18 protein-coding genes and 1 pseudogene are annotated in these 25190 nt (G+C 44.2%); 4 read left to right on the top strand and 15 right to left on the bottom strand.

Annotated elements, in window-relative coordinates:
• Positions 1–5 precede the first annotated feature (5 nt).
• Positions 6–743, top strand: a complete 738-nt coding sequence (locus tag B3R91_RS01375) for a YsnF/AvaK domain-containing protein (protein WP_286796044.1) — start codon at positions 6–8, stop codon at positions 741–743.
• Between the two features lie 111 nt (positions 744–854).
• Here the strand turns inward: B3R91_RS01375 and B3R91_RS01370 are convergent, their stop codons facing one another.
• Both B3R91_RS01370 and secA read right to left on the bottom strand, forming a co-directional pair.
• Positions 855–1412: a hypothetical protein gene (locus B3R91_RS01370; RefSeq protein ID WP_286796042.1), complete on the bottom strand. Its 558-nt coding sequence runs from the start codon at positions 1410–1412 to the stop codon at positions 855–857.
• Between the two features lie 315 nt (positions 1413–1727).
• Positions 1728–4508 carry a preprotein translocase subunit SecA gene (gene secA, locus B3R91_RS01365; RefSeq protein WP_286796040.1) on the bottom strand — a complete coding sequence of 927 codons (2781 nt, stop codon included), beginning with the start codon at positions 4506–4508 and terminating at the stop codon, positions 1728–1730.
• A gap of 603 nt (positions 4509–5111) precedes the next feature.
• Here secA and mutS point away from each other — a divergent pair.
• The 3 genes from mutS to B3R91_RS01350 all read left to right on the top strand — a co-directional run bounded on the left by mutS (position 5112) and on the right by B3R91_RS01350 (position 9356).
• On the top strand, positions 5112–8078 hold the full coding sequence (mutS, locus tag B3R91_RS01360; protein ID WP_414707482.1) for a DNA mismatch repair protein MutS: 2967 nt from the start codon (positions 5112–5114) through the stop codon (positions 8076–8078).
• 91 nt (positions 8079–8169) lie between these two features.
• Entirely contained in the window at positions 8170–8493 is a 324-nt protein-coding gene (gene fdxA / locus B3R91_RS01355; RefSeq protein ID WP_068406370.1) for a ferredoxin FdxA, read from the top strand.
• A 377-nt stretch (positions 8494–8870) separates the two neighbouring features.
• Complete coding sequence (locus B3R91_RS01350) at positions 8871–9356, top strand: pilin (protein WP_286796034.1); 486 nt, start codon at positions 8871–8873, stop codon at positions 9354–9356.
• A 32-nt stretch (positions 9357–9388) separates the two neighbouring features.
• Here the strand turns inward: B3R91_RS01350 and B3R91_RS01345 are convergent.
• From B3R91_RS01345 to gspG, 13 genes and pseudogenes are all read right to left on the bottom strand, one after another.
• A pseudogene (locus B3R91_RS01345) lies at positions 9389–9667 on the bottom strand (hypothetical protein); the annotation flags it as partial.
• Between the two features lie 499 nt (positions 9668–10166).
• Positions 10167–10622: a type IV pilin protein gene (locus tag B3R91_RS01340; RefSeq protein ID WP_286796031.1), complete on the bottom strand. Its 456-nt coding sequence runs from the start codon at positions 10620–10622 to the stop codon at positions 10167–10169.
• Positions 10622–11176, bottom strand: coding sequence for a type IV pilin protein (locus B3R91_RS01335; protein ID WP_286796030.1), 555 nt, complete (start codon positions 11174–11176; stop codon positions 10622–10624). The genes B3R91_RS01340 and B3R91_RS01335 overlap by 1 nt, the downstream gene beginning before the upstream one ends.
• A gap of 129 nt (positions 11177–11305) precedes the next feature.
• On the bottom strand, positions 11306–15358 hold the full coding sequence (locus B3R91_RS01330; protein WP_286796028.1) for a PilC/PilY family type IV pilus protein: 4053 nt from the start codon (positions 15356–15358) through the stop codon (positions 11306–11308).
• Positions 15359–15467: 109 nt separating this feature from the next.
• Entirely contained in the window at positions 15468–16280 is an 813-nt protein-coding gene (locus tag B3R91_RS01325; protein WP_286796026.1) for a pilus assembly protein PilX, read from the bottom strand.
• 13 nt (positions 16281–16293) lie between these two features.
• Complete coding sequence (locus B3R91_RS01320; protein ID WP_286796024.1) at positions 16294–17247, bottom strand: PilW family protein; 954 nt, start codon at positions 17245–17247, stop codon at positions 16294–16296.
• Positions 17247–17966 (bottom strand): hypothetical protein, encoded by a 720-nt coding sequence (locus tag B3R91_RS01315; protein ID WP_286796022.1) that lies wholly within the window; start codon positions 17964–17966, stop codon positions 17247–17249. Before B3R91_RS01315 ends, B3R91_RS01320 begins: the two co-directional genes overlap by 1 nt.
• A complete protein-coding gene (locus tag B3R91_RS01310) occupies positions 17966–18442 on the bottom strand; it encodes a pilus assembly FimT family protein (RefSeq protein ID WP_286796020.1) in 477 nt (158 codons plus the stop codon). Before B3R91_RS01310 ends, B3R91_RS01315 begins: the two co-directional genes overlap by 1 nt.
• A 349-nt stretch (positions 18443–18791) precedes the next feature.
• The gene (locus B3R91_RS01305) at positions 18792–19598 is read right to left on the bottom strand and encodes a ComF family protein (protein ID WP_286796017.1); all 807 of its coding nucleotides are present in this window, start codon (positions 19596–19598) and stop codon (positions 18792–18794) included.
• 27 nt (positions 19599–19625) lie between these two features.
• Positions 19626–21062: a phospholipase A gene (locus tag B3R91_RS01300; protein WP_286796015.1), complete on the bottom strand. Its 1437-nt coding sequence runs from the start codon at positions 21060–21062 to the stop codon at positions 19626–19628.
• 404 nt (positions 21063–21466) lie between these two features.
• Positions 21467–23620, bottom strand: a complete 2154-nt coding sequence (locus B3R91_RS01295; protein WP_286796012.1) for a protein-disulfide reductase DsbD domain-containing protein — start codon at positions 23618–23620, stop codon at positions 21467–21469.
• Positions 23621–23712: 92 nt separating this feature from the next.
• A complete protein-coding gene (locus tag B3R91_RS01290; RefSeq protein ID WP_286796010.1) occupies positions 23713–24273 on the bottom strand; it encodes a protein-disulfide reductase DsbD domain-containing protein in 561 nt (186 codons plus the stop codon).
• A 278-nt stretch (positions 24274–24551) separates the two neighbouring features.
• Positions 24552–25013, bottom strand: coding sequence for a type II secretion system major pseudopilin GspG (gene gspG, locus B3R91_RS01285; RefSeq protein WP_286796058.1), 462 nt, complete (start codon positions 25011–25013; stop codon positions 24552–24554).
• Positions 25014–25190 lie beyond the last annotated feature (177 nt).

Raw genomic sequence — 25190 nt, 5'->3', positions numbered from 1 at the left:
CTACCATGATTAACGACGACAAAAAAATTGACCCACAACAAACGCATCCACGCTCATCCTTGGCAAACGCCCCTAATCCTACTTCGCATTTAGAGCAAATTGCCAATCATAGCGGTGAGAACAAATTGCCTGCGCCAGATTTGTCCGCTACCGATTTATCCAATACTAATCAGCAGCAAACTGTGTCAAGCAGTACACAACAAGGCTTAGCAAATAATTTATCTACTAATTTAGCAAACCATCAAACCGATACAGGCAATGGTGGCTATTTAGAATTATTAGAAGAGCGTCCTGTCATTAACAAAGAACGCTTGGATGTTGGCAAGGTCACAGTAACTAAGCACAGACGCACCAAAACCATTAAGGTGCCTATTGAGCTGGTAGAAGAATATATTACCGTGCGTACCGACTATCAAGACGTACAGAGTCAGGATTTACTATCAGGTGATTATGATGATAAGGACATATTGCGTCATGTTGAGCCGTCGCTAGATAGTAAAGCAGTCGTGACCATCAATGGTAAACAGGTTGAGATTGGTGAAGCGCCGATTGAGATTGTCTTATCGCGTCAGGTAGCGACGATTACCAAAGACACTCACGTCATTCAAGAAATAGAGATTAATAAAACCACGCATACCCATACCGATAGCATTCAAGTAGCGCTCCAACACGAAGAGCTAGACGTTCATGAAGAAGGTTATCTAGCCCATGAGCAACACAGCAATGCCGCTGATAAAAAATAGCGTTTATAAGAAATGGGCTGATAAAGCATAAAGCGTTTTTGTAAGCAGTCGTAAGACCAAACCAAAAAAAAGCAACGTTAACGTTGCTTTTTTTATGCGAGGTATTTGTTGTTAGGCGGCTGTTTCTGCCGTTTTATTTTCAGACGCTGGTGATGTTTTACATTCATAAGTACTGACGTTTTCTGAATCGGCACCAGCAGTACGCATCACGCCAGTTTCACGATCTTCGTGCGCCACGCGCCACTGGATAAAGCCTTCACCACCGTCAAACGCTGTATCTAGATTAAAGACTTCAGGGTTGGTCGCATCATTGGTTTTGGTCAGAGTTACTGTACCTTGAGCAGTCTCAAGAATCACTTGTTTGTCAGCGTCTTTGTAAGTCGCTTCAACGGCTAGTGCCGGTGAACATGAGTAGCTCATTTGCTTGACGCCAGAATTAACAGACGCTACGGTATCCTCCTCCACATCGCTGACTGGCGCATCTACCACCACATCACTTGGCTCGGCAGGCTCAGCGGACATAGGCACCGATTGCTCTTCACTGATGCTGTCTTCTAGACTTGGTTCTGGCTCTTGCTGTTGTTGACAAGCACTAATTGTCATCGCGCCAGCGAGCAGACCTGTAACAACGACAGAGGTACGAAATTGTTTTAATAATTCTATATTCATGACACTCTCCAAAAAAATATGTTAAATACTATAGCCTGTATGTAAATTCACGCCTATGCTGAATTTGTAATTAACCACTGCAAAATTGCTGTTACTTTTATATTCTTAATAGTTAGACCATTTGTTAACACAGTCAAAATATTAACAGAGCCAAACTAACTTAAAAACGCTAAAGATTAAAAGTAAAAGATACTGCTAGAATAATTTTTCCTATCGAAATTCTTATGGCTATAAATCTTATCGCTATAAAAAAGTCCCTATCTAAATAAGACAGGGACTTTTTATCATAGCTTAACAATTTTTGATTATCAATATTTAGATTTTACCGTGACATTGTTTATACTTTAGGCCTGAACCACAAGGACATGGCGCGTTACGGCTTATATTCATCCCAGCGTATGGGTCAGGCTCACTGGCATTGTTGCTACCACTGCCCGCGATAGACCCTGCTGTTACGCCAGCAGCAACGCTACGGTTTTGCGCCGCTGATCGCTCTACGCCGCCATCCATATTGTCGATATCACTGTGCTCAAACTGCATTTGCATGTGCGCGGCATTTTCACGCTGCTGAGCTTCTAACGCTTCTAATTCTTCTTTGGTTGGGATATGCACGCGTGATAAATCTTGTACGGTTTCAGATTTAATCGCACCAAGCATCATTTGGAACAGCTCAAACGATTCACGCTTATATTCTTGCTCAGGATTTTTTTGTGCATAACCGCGCAGATGGATACCTTTACGTAGCTGATCCATTTGGGTTAAATGCTCTTTCCAGTGCTTATCCAAACTTTGTAGCATAAAATGACGCTCAAGTTGGGCGGCATCTTTTTCGCCCATTTGCTCACGGCGCGCATGATAGCGATCCAATGCCGTTTGGATGATTTTGGCACGTAAGCCTTCTTCATCTAGGCGGCGGTCTTCATCCAGCCAATCGTTAATCGGCATGGAAATTTTAAACTCATCTTCAAGCTCATCTTCTAAGCCGTCGATATTCCACTGATCATCAATAGAGCCTAGCGGGATAAACTGATCAATCATGGCGTTGTAGACTTCATGATGCATGACTTCGATGGCTTCCAATAAGTCCATCTCTGCCAGCAAGTCATCGCGCTGACCATAGATAACTTTACGCTGCTCATTGGCGACATCATCATATTTCAATAGGTTTTTACGGGCATCAAAATCGCGGCTTTCGACTTTACCTTGCGCATTTTCAATCGATTTTGAAACCATTTTATGCTCGATGGCTTCGTCTTCTTTTAGACCCATCGCCCGCATCATATTGACGACGCGATCACCGGCGAAGATACGCATCAAATCATCTTCAAGCGATAAGAAAAAGCGCGACATGCCAGGGTCACCTTGACGACCGGCTCGACCACGCAGCTGGTTATCGATACGGCGTGATTCATGACGCTCAGAACCAATGATATGTAGACCACCTGCCGCAACGACTTGATCATGCTTGACCTGCCATTCTGCTTTTAGGCGCGCCATCTCTTCCGGACTGACTGCATCAATATCTTCGATAAACGACTGCCAGTTACCGCCCAAGATAATATCGGTACCACGACCTGCCATATTGGTGGCGATGGTCACCGCTTTGGGACTACCTGCCTGAGCGATAATTTCTGCCTCACGCTCGTGCTGCTTGGCGTTTAGGACATTATGCTTGATGCCTTCTTGATCGAGCAGATAAGACAACTCTTCACTGGCCTCAATCGTCGCCGTACCAACTAAGACCGGCGCACCTTTGGCTTGAATCTCTTTAATCTCGCGGATAATACCTTTGTATTTCCCTAACTTGGTTAAGAAAATTTGGTCATCCATGTCGATACGCGCAATCGGCTCGTGCGTTGGAATCACGATGACGTCTAAATCATACGTTGATTTAAACTCTGCTGCTTCAGTATCAGCCGTGCCCGTCATACCGGATAGTTTGTCATAGAGACGGAAATAGTTCTGGAAAGTCGTCGTCGCAAGCGTTTGGTTCTCTGCTTGAATCTCGACGTTTTCTTTGGCCTCTACCGCTTGGTGCAAGCCTTCTGACCAGCGGCGACCCGGCATAGTACGACCAGTGTTTTCATCTACGATAATCACTTCGCCGTCATCAACGATATAATGAACGTTTTTGACAAACACATGATGGGCACGGATAGCCGCTTGTACGTGAGCCAATAGCGGTAAACGACTCGGGCTATATAAACTTTCGTTTTCGCCAAGCTCGCCGACTTCGATTAAGAAGCGCTCAATTTTCTCATAGCCTTTTTCGCTGATTTCGATTTGACGATTTTTTTCATCAATCCAAAAATCTTCGTCTTCGTTATTCTTATTGGCTTCTTCATCTTTTGAGCGTTTAAGCCGCGGGATAATGGTATTAATCAGCGCATACATGCGTGATGAATCTTCTGCTTGACCCGAAATAATCAGCGGCGTACGTGCTTCATCGATTAAGATAGAGTCGATTTCATCAATAATACAATAGTTTAGCGGACGCTGTTTTTTCTCAGCTAAGCTAAAGACCATGTTATCGCGCAGATAATCAAAACCATATTCGTTATTGGTACCGTAGGTGATATCCGCTTGATAAGCGTCGATTTTTTCTTGCGGTGGCTGCTGCGAATAAATAACGCCAACCGTCATACCCAAAAAGCCAAACAAGGGACGGTTTAGCTCGGCATCACGCGCCGCCAAATAATCGTTGACCGTAACCAAATGCACGCCTTTGCCACTAATGGCATTGAGATACATCGCCAAGGTACCCATTAAGGTTTTACCCTCACCGGTTTTCATCTCAGCGATTTTGCCTTCGTGCAAGGTGATACCGCCGATAAGCTGCACGTCGTAGTGGCGCATGCCATTGACGCGTAAGGAGGCTTCGCGGCAGACGGCAAACGCTTCTGGTAATAAGGCGTCTAAGCTTTCACCGTTTTGGTGCCTTTCTTTAAATTCTGCGGTTTTTTGTTGTAATTGCTCATCAGACAGGGCTTGAATGTCAGCCTCATATGCGTTGATTTTGCTGACCACGCGGCGCATGCGCTTGAGTTCGCGGTCATTTTTGGTGCCAACGACACTGCCTATAATCTTTGATAACATAATTTTTGACCTATGGAAATATTCGATAATTAGTGCGCATTGCCAAGGCTTTATATACTGCCGCTTGGTCATTACAATCATCACAGCCATCACCGACTAAGTACTTTTAAATAACGCACTGATTGTCAAAATACGGATTAACAAAGCACGCAATAATAAGGTACTGCCTAATGATGAGTCGCTTAATGAAGTATCGCCCAATTAAGTGTGCCGTCATTATATATGGTTATGACGCCGATGGATACAAGGGCAGCGAGTAGATATTTGCCGACGTAAAAAGGTCGCTGAACGTGTTAAAATAGCGCTTATATCCTTAATTTAACAGCTTTTTCGCGCCATTCATAAACGTAACTATCTGACAGCATTCACCGCTAATTTATTCTAAAAAACAGCCATTGTGTCTAAGCAAACCCATTTAAGCATCATAAGAGATTCTGCATGACCGTAAAACCTTCCGCGAAAAACCCTAACGCTCTAACATTTGATACATCTGAACCTTTAAACGCTGAGCACTTAAAATCAGAGCACGTAAAAACTGAGCATTTAAATAACGATCAGTTGCTAATCGGCGACGCTATATACAATTTGGCCGACCATACGCCAATGATGGTGCAATATCTGACCATGAAAGCCAACTATCCACAAGCGTTATTGCTGTACCGGATGGGTGATTTTTATGAGTTATTTTTTGAGGACGCCAAACGTGCAGCGCAAATTCTTGACATCACCCTCACCCGTCGCGGAACCGATAAAGCCGGTAACACCATTGCCATGGCAGGCGTGCCGTTTCATGCCGCTGACAGCTATATGGCACGGCTGATTGCCGCTGGGCAAACGGTGGTGGTCTGTGAGCAAATTGACGATGCTGCGCCGAGCAATCCGCTAAACGCACCGACCATGGGCGAGAAGCAAAAAAAAGACAACAGCAAATCGGCTTCGGGCAGCATCATGCGCCGCGAAGTGGTCAAGACATTAACTGCAGGCACTATTACCGATGATGCGCTCATTGCGCCCAATCATACGCCAACCGTCGTTGCGATTGATATCGAAACTCCTAAAGCGAATAGCAAGCAACTTTTGCAAGCTGCCATTAGCCAAATGGATTTGGCAGCAGGAACCCTAACAACGCAGACAGTAAACGCCAGCTATAATAACAACCATAACAATATCGAAGACTTACAAGCCCAAATGCTGACAGTGCTGGCACGCTTTGCGCCCAGTGAATGTATCATCAGCGAAGCGCTGAACGAGCAAACTGGAGAAAACTGGTCATTGTGGCTTCGGCAACACCTCGACTGCCCTATTATCGAAGTGGCGGCCAATGATTTTCATCGTCAGCATGCCAATGAAACTCTTTGTCAACAGTTTGACGTACAACGTCTTGATGGACTTGGTATTAGCGACACGCCACTTGCTCAATCTAGCTGTGCGGCGCTGATTCATTATGCCCGACAAACCCAGCAGCGCCATATACCACAGCTGAATCAACTTATCGTCGAATATAGCGATGACTATTTAATTATTGATGCCAATAGTCAGCAAAATCTTGAGTTATTTACGCCAGTAAGCAGCAATGGAACGTCTTTAATATCGGTCGTCAATCATTGTCAAACACCGATGGGAAGGCGATTATTGGTTCAGCAAATGAAGCGGCCACTACGGCAACATGAGCGGATTAATCTACGCTTAGATGCGATAGATAGATTGCTAAATAAGGACAACCAAACGATCTCAGCTGTACAAAATTTAGTAAGTAGCTCATTAGTCAGTGATTTACGCGACACTCTAAACACCATCGGTGATATCGAGCGCATCACCAGCCGAATTGGTCTGATGAGTGCCAAACCACGTGATTTGCGAAAACTGGCTGATGGTATCAACAGTAGCGCCCAGCTTAGCAAGCTACTGACGGCGTCAGGAATCAGCGATAAGCAATCAGGACTATTGCCCATGTTGATGCAGCAATTACCCGAGCAGTTACCTGCAGTGCAATCCGTCGCCGAGCTGATTGAGCGCGCTATTATTGCCGAGCCGCCTGCCCATATCCGTGATGGCGGCATGCTTGCGGCAGGCTATGATAGCGAATTTGATCGCTTAACCCATCTTCATGACAACATTCAATCGACATTGGATGAGATGATGGCTCGCGAGCGTGAAGCCAATAATCTGCCCAGCTTAAAAGTCGGTTTTAACAAGGTTAGTGGCTTTTATTTTGAGCTGCCCAAAATGCAGGCACAAAACGCCCCTAACCATTTTATCCGTCGGCAAACGCTCAAAAGTAGCGAGCGCTTTATCACCGATGCACTAAAAGCAGTCGAGACCGAGTATCTCAGCGCCCAAAGCCTGGCGCTGGCACGTGAAAAGCAGCTATATCATGAGCTGTTAGCCAGATTAGGAAGTCACTTAGCCGAACTGCAACAGCTTAGCGCGGCTATCGCACAAATAGATGTCCTTAGCAATTGGGCCCAGCTTGCCATCACCTACCACTGGCAGCGTCCAGTTATGACTAACGACGCAAACGATGACGGTTTGACAAAAAACGGCAGCCAAACCAGTATCGACCAGAGCAGTATCGACATCCAGCAAGGCCGCCACGTCGTCGTTGAAGCGGCATTAAACCCACTACATACTAGCAATGACAGTCATCAAAGTAGCGCCAATTACCATAGCCAGTTTGTCGCCAATGACTGTGCGCTTGGCAGTGAGGCTCATCCTGAGCGCCTGCTGATGATTACCGGTCCCAATATGGGCGGAAAATCCACCTATATGCGCCAGACAGCCTTGATTGTGCTACTCGCCCACTGTGGCAGCTTTGTCCCAGCGGCAAGTGCGCGAATTGGTGATATCGACCGAATCTTTACCCGAATTGGCTCGGCTGATGATTTGGCAGGTGGCAAATCTACCTTTATGGTTGAGATGATTGAAACCGCCAATATCCTTAATCAAGCGACCAACAAATCACTGGTACTGATGGATGAGGTCGGCCGCGGCACGGCAACCACTGACGGGCTGGCCATCGCCCACGCCTGCGTCAACAGGCTGCTTGAGATCGGCTGCCTGACCTTATTTGCCACCCATTATTTTGAATTGACGCAATTGGTCAACCAACACGCCAGCCATCATGCCGCCCAAGCAGCCAGCATCCGCAATGTGCATGTCGCCGCCAGTGAAGTCGATGGTCAACTGCTACTACTGCATCAAATTAAGGACGGCGCGGCAAGCTCTAGCTTTGGTCTGCATGTGGCAAAAATGGCGGGAATTCCAACACGAGTATTAAATGATGCTAAGCGGTATTTAGTAGATAATTTAAAAACTGAAAGTGTCAAAGCCATTGATGATAAAAATGACTTAGCTAAGTCGGTAACGGATAAAAGCCAGTCATCGAGCGGCAAGGATGGCGAAAACTCAGCCGTCATCAGCGCGCAACGCCCCCAAAACAGTAATGATATTTTTGAGAAAAATCAAATGCTTAGTCTGCAAGAGGAGCTTGCCGCAATTAACCCTGATGATCTAACGCCAAAGCAGGCGCATGATCTGCTGTATCATCTTAAGAAAATCATGGGTCAGTAAAGGGATTTGTCAAATAGGGGTAAAAGCGCTAAAATATGCTTTATTTTACAGCTATTTTATATAGCCTCAACCCAATAACAGGTAGACCACTATGACCTTTGTCGTTACCGATAACTGCATTCTTTGCAAATACACCGACTGTGTGGAAGTCTGCCCTGTGGATTGCTTTTATGAAGGCCCCAACTTCCTCGCCATCGACCCTGATGAGTGCATCGACTGCGCGCTGTGTGAGCCAGAATGCCCCGCCAATGCGATATTTTCAGAAGATGAAGTGCCAAAAGGGCAAGAAGTGTTTATTCAATTGAACGAGGAGCTGGCGCAAAAATGGCCAAACATCACTGAGATGAAAGGTCAGCTGCCAGAAGCGGCGAAGTGGGACGGCGTCGAAGGTAAGATTCAGTATTTAGAGAAGTAGGCAACAACTGATACTTTGGATACTATGTAGGCTGGGCTTTTGGCTCAGCCTTTTTATTTATAACCTAACTCCAATTCGTATCTCGTAGGCTGTGGCTTTAGCCCAGCATGATAACTTTGCATGATTTGAGCTGGGCTAAAAGCCCAGCCTACGCTGGTTGTTTCATTGCGACCTCTCAAGAAGACCCAAAAAATGACATTTTTTGTCACTTAGTTACACAAACTTACCATATGTTTTTTTACATTTCTTAATCTACTAACAAATGTATTGATTTTATGCAGAATAATTAGATAATATGCTTTGGCACACTTTGTGCAATATATAAACTAGCTTACAAAGCTTATAAATAAATTAACAAAACATTTGTGGAGAATGTTATGAACGCTCAAAAAGGCTTTACATTGATCGAGCTGATGATAGTTGTCGCTATTATTGGTATTTTGGCTGCGATTGCGATTCCGCAATATCAAACTTATACTGCGAAGTCACAAGTGACTCGTGCTGTAAGTGAAGCAGCTGGTTTGAAAACAGCTTTAGATACTTGTATTTTAGATGGTAAGGCTACAACTGCTTGTGATTTTGGTGCTACAGGTTCAAATATCCTTACAGCCCAAACTACAGGTGGGCTAAATGGAACTAATGGCGCAGTTACGGGTAAAGCTGGGGTGCCTGCTGCTTCTATTGGTGCTAATGCAACTACTAACTCAACAATTACAGGTACTTTAGGCTTCAGCGCAGCACCTGCAGTTGCTGGAGATACAGTAGTTTGGACACGTGATGCAGCTACAGGTACTTGGACTTGTGCTTCTGACGTATTGAAAAAATACGAAACATCTGCTTGTCCAACTACTTCTACTGACTAAAATATTAGAATTGAAAAAATAAAGCACATCTTTTAAAGATGTGCTTTTTGTTTTAACTCGAAATTTTCCAACAGCAGCGAATTACAGTTTTCCAGCAGTTTTTCATAATCCTCTTTTAACTGTTCATAATCAGTTTTAACTATCGTAGTCTTGCTTTTAGTTTTTTCAATCTGTTGTGTAGGCGAAAGAACATTTTTCCCTACTTCCCTCACTGCCAGCTCAATTGCCTCCACCACTGCAGCATGACGGCTCTTCTTGATCGAACCTCGTTTACGTCCAGCTTCAAGTGCCACGGTATCATTATTAATGGAGATTCAAATATCAACTCTCTATTCTCTTACGTTAACCCTGTCTCTAAGTATGAATCTGAAGCTCAAAAGATGATTTTTGTTCGAAATATATCTAAAGAGGGCGAGATACTCATCATTAAGGTATTATAAGATTGGCGTGTCAAAGTGCTAACTAGCAATATTAATGTTTCTACTTGTAATGGAGTAGGTGGAACAAATATGTTAGAAAACTTTGCTCGTCTATGTTCGCGGCTATAGTCACTGCACTACAAAAGAGTTATGCTTTGGATGAATATCATAAAACATTTACCATGCCAAAATTATGGTCATCTTTATCTTTTCAGCTAAATATCTAATTATCATCGCAATTTATTATTAACCGTTCTCTGCTTTTATTTTATCTAACCTTAAATGTTACGCCCAAGCCACTAAAAATTGTCAGTCCGCCTATCATGAGTAACGAAAGGTAAAGATAACTGACATTTTTTGTCAAATGGAATTTATATGGCTGTTATTGGCATTAGTTCCAGTTCTCACCTGTACAAGGAGTAATCGTTGTTCGGCATTTCACTCCTTGATAATTAAGACTCAGATTACCATCGCTTGCCATCTGTGTACCTGTCTTAGGACTGGCAATAATTGTCCACTTAGCAACAAGTGGATCGGTTATGGTCACATCATATAGCGCAGTGCCCTGCCTTGGGTATGCAGTAGAAAAATCTGTTTTGACACCTGCACTAATCGCACTATAACTACCTTGCGCTAGTTTACGACTTTCTATCTCTGAAGCGATATTTTGCATCTCGCTCATCATGTCCACTCGTTTAGTTTTGATGACATAACGCTGATAGCTGGGATAAGATATCGCTGCAAGAATACCAATGATAGCGACGACGATCATTACCTCAACCAGAGTAAAGCCTTGCTGCGATACTGATATATTGACTGCTCTATCTTGACTTGTATTTATCATCATCACCAAACTTCCTCATTGTTACCGCAGTCATCATCGTCAATTTCTATCTCATTGGTTTTATGTGCACAGCGTATACCGCTGCTCGTCAGTAATATGGTACTAGCACCTTTAGTGATACCTGAGCTATTGGGAACAGCAAGCATCCTCCATGACCGACCTACCGCGGTCAATCCGCCAGAGTTGAGCGATGCACTGGTATCCCCTCCATCAACCAGCGTAACCTTATAACGATAATTGCTTGCATTGCTACCTCGTGGCACATATACAGTAGTGTCATCCGTCTCATCATAACCGTAAGTGACCACATTGGTACTACTGATCTTTCTTGGCTCAAACCCTTGATAAGTCATAGATTTCGCCCGCCATTGCTCCAGCTCTATTTGAAGTTGTTGCATCTTAGCTTGGACATCACGCTCAGCATTGAGTATCACATATCGGCGATAACTGGGAGTGGCGATAGCAGCTAAGATGGCGATGATACTGATGACAATCATTAGCTCTATTAGCGTAAAGCCGCGATTGCTATGTCGGGTGGTCAGCGATACAGCGGTCATGGGCGATGTCCTATATAGCATAAAAGATAAGTGTCGTCATGGGTTATCTCATTATCAATGCCATTGGCATAATGGCATTGATAATCATGGCTACGATACTTAGCAAAAGTGTAACTATAACGATAGCGGCTACTTACGCTCGTACCATGCTTTTGGCTGCAAGGTATAGCGCTCATTAAATAGGTACTCAACCGCTGAGCCATCACCATTGTCTTGAGTGGCCTTGTCCGTTCCTGAATACAAGTCTTTAATATTACTCTCATCTTTGACAGAATCTTTACCATATTTTGCACGATTGGCTGCTTCGATTCGGTCAGCGATAGTAGTTGTGCCGATTAGCACTTTGACATCAGTGTTATCGGCATTATATGCCCCTAGTGCCAACTCTTGGATACCTTGACCGGCTGGAACAAAGCCACCTGTTCCCGATTTAGAGGTATCTTCCATACAGACACCATAAGGTAGACAATATATTTGACGTTCAGAGCCGCCTGTTATCTTAGCTGTACAGCTCGCCGTATTGCCGTATATTTTGTCAGGGTTATAGACGCTGGTGTAGAGTAGGTTGTTGATCACCACACTATTGCCGATGCCTTTATTGTATCTAACGTTGTTATAGCCATCAAAGCGCGTGAGCGGATAGTACCAGCCGTTCTTGCTTGCTGGGACCGCAGCGGTTCCACCACTTTGTGACTTACCTATCATCGCCGCAATGGCTGCTTCTTTTTTGGCTCTTCGGGTGGCGTCTGTGGTTTGACTTGCTATCTTCGGAATCTCATCACCTAAATTGACCAACTTGTCTTCGGTCAGATTGGCTACCGTTTTGCTAAAGCTTCCCTTAAACAAGTCTGCATGGGTCACATCATTATCAATGATGCCGTAGACGCGGTTGGCATAAGCGTTATTGTCACGCAGTATGGATAGTGGAGCGCTACGGTTACCTGAGATGACATTGACCATCGCAAAGAGTTTGCCGTTATCAGGTCCTCCCTCTCTACGGAAAAAGCTCACTACTGGACTCTCATAAAAGCGATAGGCAAGCTTTTTATCGGCTGGGGCAGCATTGAGTATGCGCGTCACGCCTTTATTGGAAAAGCTATTGACCGCTGCAAAGCCAAACTGCTCAATACGAGCGTTCTCAAAATCAGCGCGGAACACTTGACCGCCAAGGTCAGCAGCATAGATGTGGTCCATCAGACCATCATTATCGCGGTCAAGTACGGTAATACCACCCGTGATACTATTAATCATGTTGTCTGCTTTAACATTTTTACCTGATGTAGCGGCGCTGCTGGTTGACCATATCAGCTCACCTGTCTTAGCATCAATCATATAGATAGCGTTGCCTTGAGCAGGAGATGCGCTAGTTGGTACATAATCATCCTCTTCGTAACGCATATCATAGCCACCACCGAATATCAGCACATCAGTTGGCGCGGTGTTCTTTGTAGTGCTAGAGCCTTTAGTTAGGCGTATTTTTGCAGCAACGGGTTTGCTCCAAATCTGACCCAAACGCTCAAAACCTGTGGTTGCAGATTTGCCAGCAGTCGTGGAGCTGACCCCTTGCGATGTAATGGTAAATAGTATCTTAGGTGTCGATTTATTAGTGATGTTCATACCATAGAGCGCTTCACCGCCCATACGCAGACCACCATAAGCGAACATGCCTTTGCCCGATGTAGTATCGACGGTTACTCTTTTTTTCGGTAAGTCGTAATTGTAGTCGGTCTTGACCAACCACGGCGCATCCACCCCAAAGTAGGGCTTACCAACTTCAGTAGTATTAAGTCTAGTTGAACCATCAACTAAGGCCTCTGGTTGATTAATCAGCATCTGCCTTGGGATGATAGCAACTTCTTCTTTGCCATCTGCAGCATCGACGAGATGCAATGCACCATCCATAGAGCCAAACAGCACATAATCCTCGCGAGGCGTGATGATATTACCTTTGACATCTAGTGCCGAGCCATAAGATATCGCTTCAGGCTTAGAATGCACCACACCCCCTAACACTTTGGTCTCGTTAGTAGGTTTAGTGAGGGTTAAGTTTTTAGTAGGCGTGGTCAGCGGTGTAGTCGGTTGTCCGTCACTGGTAAGAACACCATCAAACCCTAAAAAGCTTAACAATCTACGTTGGTTTATTTGGCTGTAGGCTCCAGTGTTTCCAGTATCGACCAAGGCATCAAACCCAACTGGCTTACCGCTACCATTGACACCGATCTTACGCAAAACAGGCGTCTTGTCACTCGCTGAAGTATAGTCCTCGACATAGATAGTACGCACACTGCCCAAGCCGTTACTTGGCGCTTGCAACTGCGCATAGACACCGCCTGCTGCAATGTTATTATTAGCGGTCTTACCTTCTGCTACAAAGTCAGCCTTCTGCCAGACATCTTGGGTGTTTTCGTCAAGCTCGCCTGCGACATCTTTGTAGAGCTTGCTTTTATTTTTTCCAAATAACGTACCTTGATCCAAGTTGTACTTTTTAAGATTGCCACGCCAAATACTGTTGGCTGATACGATCTCAGGGTCGAGCATAGGAAGATAGGCATAGGGTAGCTGGTTTGATGCACGGTATGGATCTTCTGGAATAGTAATAGTTCCTGAGGGTGCGGTATTGATAATCTGTACCAACCCTGAAGCAAAATCGACAACACTAGCAGCAATCTCTGACGACTCTTCGGTATAATAAAAACCGCCATCACCAAAGGTTTTTACTTCGTTATCGCCTTTGCGCTCACCGAGTCTGCACAAATTACGAACGTCTGCATTTTTCTTTGCATTGCCGCTTTCACAGTCAACCACTTCTTTTTGCTTACCATTGATAATGATGCTGCGCGTTCCTGTCAATCCAGCAAATGACTTACCGAAACCGACTGTCGCTGTTTTAATAGGTAATTTACCAGGATTGGCAGGGTTACGCAGTAGCTGAGAGTACGTTGCCATACAGCCCCAGCCTTGACTACTACTGCCTTTTAATCCACTACTTTCCGAATTATCACAGGAACTCATGGATAAGCTTGAGCCTGTCAATGACCTATTCATAATATCGATTGAGTTGGAATCAGCAATATTGTTAGAAGGTTCACCATCGGTTAATAAGTAGATACCGTTACCGCTACATTCATCATCGTTAAGAGGCGATATATAAGCGTTTTTGCCAGTATTTATTTCTTTGGACGTCGCAACTGAAGCAGCGAAACCGCTGTATCCATTGTATCCTGCAAAATAAGTTCGACCGCCGTCAGCATGGTCAATATTAGAATCAGCACTATAGCTAGGTAGTACACTTGAGCTTGTTGACCAATCACGCCAGCTATTACACTTATAGACATGTATCTTTAACTCTGCGTCATAGGAGAGCGTGCTTTCATTACTATTACACCGACGATAATAAATTTTACTACCAAAATACTCACGCTCAGCCACAACTTTGACATCGCCGATAGTAGTCGTACCCATCATGTAAGCCCCTGATTCTGCTAGAGCTGGCGCTGTAGGAGTACCGCCATCCGCAACTAAACCTTTAATCTGATTAATCAGCTCGATGCGCTGGTCAGCGTTTAATACCCTAGTAGGAGATAACACATAACCTGTTCTCCCATCACTTTTATAACTAAAAGCGCCTACCCCTATTGCATAATCATCGGCCAGTGTGCCTGTATCTTTTAAGTTACCTTTGTTGTCATAGACGTTATCCGCGATGAGCTCGATAAGTGCGAGCTTGAGTCGCTCCATTCTAGAGAATCGTATTACTTTCTTACTCTCACAGCCCTCAGGAGTATAATCTATTGTTTGTTTCACTCTACTAAGGTCTGGCACCATAATGGTATTGCCATCATCATCTTTGATGATACTGCCATCTGCAGCAAGTTTAGGCGTACGTTCATAGATAACCAAACTAATTTTGTCTGATTTAATTTCTTTTTCGCTACAAGAACCAGAAAACTCTGTATAGTCATTAGCAATACTTCTTTGGTCCATACTGCCTGAGATATCGAGCATCATAAAAATAGTCGCGGTACCGGGTTTAGCGGCTTTATAAATCTCCAAATCACCGATAGGCTTTCTAGTGATATCAGCTTGCGCAAGCGTGCCTGTCATACCAAGCATAATGGTAGCGGTTAAAAGCTTGATAGGCCATGACTGTCGATTAGACCTTAGATTCGCTTTATGTTTCATGACCTATTCCTTATTTGGATAGTACAAAGTAGCAATGACGCTCTATATATGTGTTGCAAAGTAGGATGTTACTAAATATGGTGCTGCAAAATTAAAATCAGGGTAATGATTAGCTGGCTGGCAGTGTACACAACAGTTGTCCTCCGCCTTTACCAAACTCGATACACGCTGTGCGGAGTGATTGGTTTTCGACTTCAGCCATCTCATAGATAACGGTACTTGGTACGCCAGCTTTAGCCATACAGCCGCCAATAGTTTTTTTAGTATCCGTCTCAGTATGTAATCTACTGGTTTGCTTAAAACAATTACCTACATCTGCATAGCTAGGTAATACAGCCGTGCTATTGATATCAAACATAAAGGCTTTAGACGCGAGCGAGTCGCTACCTTGACCGATAGTATAGCTTCCAAAAGCTTCGTTTTCGGCACTAGGTGGCGTGAGCGAGACATTGACCTGAGTCATACTGGTATTGCGACTACTCACATAATCATCTGGATTGGTAGTGTCACAGTAGCCTGTATTAGTTATCGTGCCATCTGGCGTTAAGATGGTGGTTTTATTAATATTAAATAATTGATCGCGTGGACGAAAGCAAAACACATATTCGTTCTCAACACTATAGTCCGTCAAGATAAAATGACCAAAGGGCCCACCACGCGCTATCATCGCATCATAGGCTTCAGCATCGCTATTGCCATTCATACTCTGTTCTATATTTTGATTGGCATCATCGGCTGACTGGAGCAGTAATGTATTGATTTGATCACTGGTTGATAGCTTCAGATCAGTGGTGCTTTGCTTTACGGCGATGACACCTGCTAATATAATCAAAACTAAAAACAGCAATACCACAATAAGCACGGCACCTTGCTGATTAGATGACAGTGTTACTGGATACTGATATCGCTGATTATTTGACATATTGCCTCTCCTATTAGGACTTGACATTAGATTTCAGTCCAGTCACAGACATGACACGAGCGCTACGCAGCACGACGGTAGATTCATAACTGCGCCGATAGCGTACTTTATTCACACTGTCGGCTTTTAGTTTCTGTTCAGCACCTAATATCGTAAATTTGCCTTTATCTGCGGCAAGCAAACTACTTTCAGGGTCTTCTATCAATGGTGTATCACTACGAACTATCATGCCAAGCTTGACCGTAGTTATCGCAGGCTTGTCTGTTAACTCTAAGTAGGTGCTAGCAGGTAAATAGCTCAGCTGCGAGACATCGGCAAGCGTTCCTAATAGCACTTTGAATTGATCTACTGCGGGTATGATAACCTCACCTGCACCAGTAAATGCGGTGATTATCTGCCCATCTTCATCAACGCGACCCGCCGCGCATGCCAATACGAGATCAGTATCCGCACCACCTGTAGCTTTGCGAACAAAATAGCGCTCAACCACCCAATCAGGACTATCTTTTTGGACTTCTGCGCCTTCACAATCATATAGAGATGACGAGGTAACGTTCTTATATTGTATAGTCAATTGGTCACTTTCTACCCCTGTAATATTGGATAATCCTGTCCAACCTGCGCTATCTTCACTCGCTGTAAAGTATTTGGCGTCTGTAGTATTACTTGTTCCTAAATTCGCTGTGGTCAGCACTATACCGCCATGATTAGTAGTATCTTTAATGTTACTAATAGGGTTACCTAGGTTTGCCAAGCGAATGTGATCCTCAATCGTTTGTAGCGAAAATATAGCACTGTCTTGGACCTCTGACGCACTTTGTTGTACAGTCGCAGTACGAGTACTAATGATATAGACCTGCATGACTGCAGCCGATATTAATAGCCCTAACACCAAAGAAATCATCAGCTCGATCAGCGTAAAGCCTGATGAATTAGCACGGTAACGACTCATATCGTGAGTACTCATTAGTAGGCCTCCGAAATTAGGCAGTTACTGCTCGTCTTATAAGTACCATTAGCCTTTGCACAGGCATCGACATCATTATCATCTAAGATCGCTTTAGTACCATTCCATGCAGTAATCACGCACATCTGTTGCTGAATAGCGTTAGCGGCACTACCAGGACAGGTTTCAATATTAATTGTAATTGCTTGGTCGGCCGCTTGTTTTTTTATCATAAGAGCATCACGAGCCGCCAGCTCATTAATTGTGCAGGTCTGCTTGGGTAGTTTTTTACCGCCTACGGTCTGGGTAGTAGTTGATAGACAGTTTTCGCCAGTGGCTAACACACTAACCACTTTACTAACTGTTGTTTTACTACCATTAGGGTTGGTCTTTACGTGAGAGATAGTCACAGTATCTGTAGCTGAGCTGCTCACCACAGCCTGTATGGTTGGCACTACCTTGGCACGCTCAGCGATTGATAGGTCAGCAAACTCTGTCGAGAGTATGCTCTCAAAGGTAGGCCCGCTACCGTCTTTTACATAAGCCTCAGGATAGGCCCGCATCACCTCGGCCAAGTTACGTACGACTGTCAATGACTTAGTCCTAACTAAGCTCTCATCGGTTGCACTTATTGCACGCATTTGCAAAGCACTAAAGCCCAACACTGCAACAGATAATAATAAGACGGCGACAAGTACTTCAACTAGACCTATACCCTGTTCATGCATTGAGTATTTCATTAACACGTGCCTCCTGACTTAATGCTAATATTGGCAACCTTGCTCACACTCACTTGTCGTGGTGTTGCAGCAGCATTCTCATCACAAATAGTGTAAATAATTGACTCAACGCGCTTACTCGGTTCGAAGGTAATAGGATTTTTGGACTCAGAGTCGGAGATAGTGCTTTTTGCGCTATAGCTATAGCTGGAAATATTCCCAATATGGATAATTCCTGCATTTGTACCGTTATTATTATAGGTAAAAGTAACGTTCTGCCGACGAATAATGCTTTCAGCTTTTGCTTCTTTTAAGGCATTAGCTAGTGTAGCCGTCGTCGACTTTACGCGCTGATTGGCAAGCTGAGTACTGATACTAGGGGCTGCGATACCGACAATAATAGCAAGCACAGCAATCGTTACCATCAGTTCAATCAAGGTAAACCCTGAGTTTCTCATTTGTATTGTAGGCGACAGGCTATTCTTAGAGACTCTCACATCACATTCCTATTTATAACGTCTACCGTCTGTCTCATAACGATCCATTTGCCAGTAGTCAATCTAAAAGACCTCGTAACTCTTACCTGCTAAAACATTTAACTACCAATCAGTAGGGAGAGGTCACATTCTTTTATTCTTTACTATAAAACATGCAATTTTTATTCCATAAAACCACATACCAGCTATAGAAAAACATATTTTAAATCAGATACTTAAAAACCAATTCTAGCTTTCGATTAATATCAGCTAACAAATTTATATATATTGATTTAATAATATAGCGGTTAGGCAACATCTTAGCAACATATTAGTCATTATAGAAGTACCGTCAATACTTTATAAATGACTAACGATACTGACTCCCATGAGCGAGTGCATAGGCAGATAGGTGGTAGCGGTTGGTCGGCAATGAGGACGCAGAGGCGGTATTGGTAGCAGGTTGATACAAAGCGCGGCCTAGCGCTTGTAGGCTCGCGCCTGTGGTTGCGACATCATCGAACAGCAGTAAACGTTTAACTGGCGGGGTTTCGGTCAGCACAAAAGCATTATTGAGATTACTGAGGCGCTCAGCACGTGTTAGGCCTTGCTGGCTGACAGTATTATCGATACGTTCTACACCGTACCACAGTGGAATTTGCCAGTGTTTAGACAGTTGCGCGGCTAGAATACTAACGGGGTCAAAACCGCGTTTAACAAGCCGTTGATTGGTTGTCGGCATAGCAACAATGACACTATTATCCTGATGACAGCCGTGCGGCCTAGGCAATTGACGCAATACATGTAGCAATAACGGTAACTTGGTCATATCTTCATGATGCTTAAAAGCACGAATAGCTTGGCGTATTGGATAATCGTAATAGGTCGCTGCTTGAATAGAGAGAACAGTGCCCGCAGCGATATCAACCTCGAAGGTTTTGGGTAGCCAGATGATACTGTGATGACAATGTGAGCAGAGCAAACCACTATCAAAACGGTTGTTGATGTGCTGACGTAGGTTCGTAAAAAAGGAGTGATTATTAGGCGGAATTGCTGAGGAATGGTTTTGTGGCAGTTGAGATTGCAGTGTACTGCGATAAATACGGCATAACTGGCAGCGTATGTCTCCATACTCTGCCAGCCATAGTCCGCTTTGATAAGGCGCTAAACGGCGCATCTATCGATACCTACCGGCGCATTTATCCTAAAAACCTTTCCAGTCATTTAGCACGATACCAAAACCAATCGAAGTATTTTCATGGTTATAATCAATAATAGATTCGCCATACCCTTGGAATAATTGAATATAGCCGTTAATGTTTTTGGATAATGGATAGACATAGTCGATTTGGGCAGCACCCTTATTGGTACTTGGATTATAACGCAAAGTACCACTTAGGCTTTGCTGCTCTGGCAAATCATATAAAAATTTGATATCGCCATAGCCCATGTAATCTTCAATATCCGGATTGTCCTCGCTGCTAGAGCTTTCGTTATTGACGCGGGCCCATAGGCGCGGTATGACCGACAATTTGCCCCACTCTGCCCCTGCCATCAGATAAGCACGGTTCCACGAGCGCGATAAAGGATCATCTTGCCCATTAGAGTGGTGAATCGCACCCGCTCCTAACATGCGCAGACGGCCACCAAAAGGCAGATCAGCTGTGACAGGCTGGGTTAAAAATATCTCCGGCTGATAATCGGTGGCGCGAAATGGTCGTGAGTTGTCTTCGTTATAAACCTGCCAGTGCGACTCTTGGGTATAACCAAACCATAAATCGGCACTGGTATCAAACAAATCTTCCATCACTTTGGTCTTTAATGACAGCTGGAACTTTAGCTCTGTATTACGGGTGTCGTTAGAGGTAAATTCTTCTTTATCTTGCGACGGCGTGCTTGGACCTAAATTGGGATCAAAGGTATAAAATAACGGTAGCAAATAAGTTGGTCGGTGCGGTCTGACTGTCCAGGTACCGCGCTCGCTGTTTTTATCCAAATCATAAGCCAAACTTAACGGCGTATATTTTTCAATATCAGCTTGGGTGACGCCGACGTTTTCTAATACTTCCGCCTCCCTTTGCGTCAGTCCAACCGTATCCAAACTTTCGCCATTACCAACTTCGTTATTTGCCGCATTACCTTTTGCAGAAATGGTGGTATTTTCCTCTACTAGGACAACTTGCGGATTACCAGCAAGGGTACTTTGTAGGGTTTTTGCCAAATCAACTGGTTGTTTAGTCGTGGTGTAACTCGGCGTTTTGCCTTGCTCGGCAACTTTATCAAAACAAGCCAAACGCGCGCCACTGGTTTGTACTTGTGTACATTCATAAAACAGTCTTGCTTGTTCGGCGACAAACTCTTTACTAATAACCTTGTCGCTTTGAGCCGCTGCATTTGGATTGACCACGCGCTTATTGACAACTTTTGCCGCCTCATCAGTATCATACTCAAATGCGATACTCTCTACCGGTAGCTCTTCATAGCTTTGAGCGCCATTAGCGGCGTTGGCTTGTAAGGTAAAACAAGCAAGCGCTGTCCCAACCGCCATGCTTAAATAGCATTTGGACCGCTGACTGTTATTATTTTTGCCCGCTATGTTAAGCGCTAAAGAGGGACGCTGCGGCGTAATAGGAGAAAACATAAGTGTCCTTTATCTAACTGGCATGAGCGCCAGCAGAGTCTATGAGATAATTGATATAACCATTAGCATGATTGCTAAAATAGAGTAAAAACCAAAGAAAACCAAAGAAAACCAATAAATATGGACGTGTCAGGTAGCTATTACTTGTGGTAATGCGCCTTTCGCAATGTTGCTTTATTGTAATGAAAATAAGGGCACTATACTAGCGTTATTGCGAGCAAATACTGATGTAAATAATAAGGTAAGTAGCAAAGTAAGTAGTAATAAATAATGCTAAACCAAGGATTTAGCGTCTATGTTAAAAAGGCTATTTAGTAAGATTGAAAAAGCCAACGTCCTACTATCACAGGAAGTTGGCTTTTTAATGAGTAGAAATGACGTGGAATTTATCTACATTTAAACGATTAGTTTAACGCAGTTAAGGTTTGCTCAAACTCTGCGCGCCCGATTTCACCCACTTGTTGATTGACCAACCGCCCGTCTTGATAATACAGCAATGCTGGCGGACCAAATAGTTTATAACGCGCTAAGATTGCTTTTGAATCCGCTGTAGTCTCTGTGATATCAAGTCTGACCAATTGCCAATCTTGCATTTGCGCAGGACGATTATGAAATAAGTTTTTATCCATAATCCGGCACTCTATGCACCATTCGGCGGTGACATCGACCAGCACTTTAGGATTGGCGGCGACAATAGTGTCTAGCTCAGCCAGCGTCGTCACCGTCTTATCGGTTGCATTACTGGTGGCTGGTTGACCAGCAGTTGTCTGCAGCACCGGAACCGCAGTTAGGGAGGCAAGCGGATGTAAACTATCATCATTACCCAAGGCGGCGCCGACGATTAAACACGTCGCCCAAATACCGGCGGTTAAGCTTAATGCTTGGGTCAACATTCGACCTTTGCCTAGCCAGCTCCACGCCCACATCGCCACGACCATAAACCATAACGCCCAAACCATCAGCATCACAGGTGAGATAAAGACGCGCTCAATTAATAGCAATGCCACGGCAAAAAGCAACAAAGCAAAGCCTTGCTTGACCCAGTTCATCCACTCACCCGCTTTTGGCATGATTTTACCTTGGGTCGCGCCGATTAAAATAAGCGGCGCTGATAAACCAAAACCGAGCATAAATAAAGCGGCAAAGCCAAGGAGCGGACTTCCAATCGTTGATACAGCAAGCAGCGCCCCAAATAAGGGTGCCGAAACACAAGGCGATACCACGAGCGCCGATAAGAATCCCGCAATTAAACTGCCACCCGTACTACCAAGTTTGCTATCCCCCGCTTGGCTTAGATCCTGCATTTTACTACTGATGAATCTTGGCAGACGAATGCTAAACACACCTAGCATATATAACGCCAGTAGGACAAAGACAATGGCAAAGCTAATCAAGATAATAGGGTTTTGCAGCCAACCGATAATGCCTAAGGATTCGCCAAACACAGCGATGACCGCACCCAAAATACCATAAGCCGTTGCGACACCAATAGCATAACTGCTGGTCAAAATAACACCGCGTTTGACCGTGGGATTGTCTTCACGGGCGACGATATTGGCCACAATGGGTAGCATGGGCAGGACGCAAGGCGTCAATGCCAAGCCCAAACCTGCTAAAAACAGCAAAGCCAATGCCAGCCATGGATGAGACGCTAGGCCAAAAGGGTCGCTATCCATCGCATTATCGCCAACAACGGTATTGTTTGTTGCAGAGCTATTGTTCGCTGCTTCACTTGTGACATTATCGCCTACCACTTCTTCATCGGCTCCAGAGATGGTATTGATTGCACCAAGCTCTGCATCTAACGCTTCGTCATCTAACAATGCATAATCAATCACCTCGTCATCTGGCGTAGTTTGCTCTGTAGCAAGACGATCAGTATCAGTCGCCTCTGTAGATGCTTGCGCAGTTTCTACATTGCTGTTATTGCTCGCAGAAACTGTAGCAATGCTACTTGAACTATTGGCTGCCGATTGTGACGCAGCAGCGATATTGACTGTGGTTTTTATCTTCTCTGGTGGATAGCATAGACCCGCTTTGGCACAGCCTTGCCAACCTATCGTTACAGCGGCATTATTTATCGCCTTGCCATTACTACTACTCAAAATGGTAGTAGCAACCATATTGGCTTGGTCAAAGACCAATACTTGACCAAAGGTCGGATCATCTATGGAGACTGGCTTTTGGCTAAAGCTAAAAGGTGCAGCGCTCACGCCAGCAGGCAACGTTAGCTTAATTTGGTCTTTATAAACATAGTGCTCAGGCGTAATGTCAAAGTTAATGGCTAAGCGCGTGCCATTATTGGTCGGTTTGCTGCTACTGCTAACTTGAAACGCTTCATCAACAGGCAAAAATTTCGGTTGGGTCGCGCTTTTATCACTGCTAAATAAATCGCCCAATCCTGCCGCTTGCGATGCCACTGGCACGGCCGTCAGCCCAGTCGCTGCTAGCCCTGTCAATAATGAACCCGCGCTGAAAGCGAACGCCAACAGACAAGATTTTTTTGACGGTTTATTTTGCGTCAATGACGGAGACTTTTCTGCGCTCTTAAGGGACATGAAGGGCTACCTATTATTACCAAAATTCGAATTGACCAATTCACTGTCTGTATGGACTTGTCTATTTACATCATTATTTATTTACGAGCTGTTTATTTACCAGCTGTGCCAATATTGACTGTGGTTTTAATTTTCTCTGGCGGATAGCATAAACCCGCTTTAGCACAGCCCTGCCAGCCGATGACAACGGGTACATTTTTGGCGCCTTTACCATTATTGGTACTCAGGGTGGTGGTAGCAATTATATTTTTTTGCGTAAAAACAGGCACTTTCCCAAAGGTAGGATCATTAATAGAAATTGGCGACTGGCTAAAGCGAAATGGCGTCGCACTGATGCCCTTTGGAAAGCTTAGCATCAGCTTGTCTTTATAAACGTAATGGCCGGGCGTGATATCAAAGGTAATCGATAACTGCGTGCCTTTAGACGTCGCTTTGGTAATACTATCTACTTTAAAAGCTTTATCGACTGGCAAGAACTTCGATTGTGCTGCATTGTTATTGCCAAACAATTCACCAAGCCCTGCTGCCTGCGCGCTCATTGAAATTGTTGATAAACCTGTCATCAACGAGGTGCTCATAAGCGCCATTGCCAATAGATGAGGTTTTTTAGCAAGGCGTTTATTGATAACTGGGGTGGCTGTTTTGATAAACATAAATAACTACCTTTGATAGCGGGTTTTAAAGGTTACTTTTAACAACTGTTTGTAATGACTTTTAATTAAAAAGGCTGAACGTATAGTGTGGACTTCTATTTAGCATAGTACTTACTGGCATAGTATTTATTTTATGCTTTCATAAAAAATATCAACCAATAAAGCCTTTTATTGGTTGATATTTAGAATATTTTAACGCCGCTTTAATCAGTAAAGTGTTAGAAAACGCTATGTTGCTCAGCGCTAATCACTTTAATCTAATCACTTTAAATCGCAGCTTACAACTGAGCATAAATATCAGCATCTTGCCCTTCGCCGCCTTGCTGCCCATCAGCGCCTAATGAAAATAAATCATAAGGACGACCTTCGCTACCTGGCGCGACATATTGCAACTCGTTTTCCCAACCATCGGTCGGATAGCCACCTTTGATATAACCGCCATCGGGATAGTTTTTGGCGTCAGCTGGCGGTGTGGTTAGGGCTTCTAAACCTTGCGCCGTCGTCGGATAACGTGAATTATCAACCTTGTACATATCAAGCGCATTGGATACGGTCGCTAGCGCCGTTTCAGTGGTTTTGACGCGCGCTTTATCACTTTGCCCGACCACTTTTGGCACCACCAAGCCTGCAAGAATGGCCAAAATAACAATCACTACCATAATCTCAATAAGGGTAAATCCAGACTGGCTATGAGACATTGACGGACGACCTTTCAGAGCAGCGGGCATATTTTCATTCATGTTTTCTGCCTGCAACTTATCGTCATTCCTAGCGTTTTTTGGCATGGTATCTACTTGCATCGTGTCAATTATAGTCATCGCTTTGGTCATCGCTTTTGGTATCAGGTGATATAAATAATGAATGTACTGTTCAGAGCGTTTTAGTGGGTTGGCTTTAGGGCGTGTCTTCAATTCAAT

This window comes from Psychrobacter sp. UBA6291 (assembly GCF_002439405.1).
GTDB classification, from domain to species: Bacteria; Pseudomonadota; Gammaproteobacteria; order Pseudomonadales; family Moraxellaceae; genus Psychrobacter; species Psychrobacter faecalis.
Note: the sequence above shows the minus strand (reverse complement) of the source record. Positions and strands in the feature narration are given on the sequence as shown.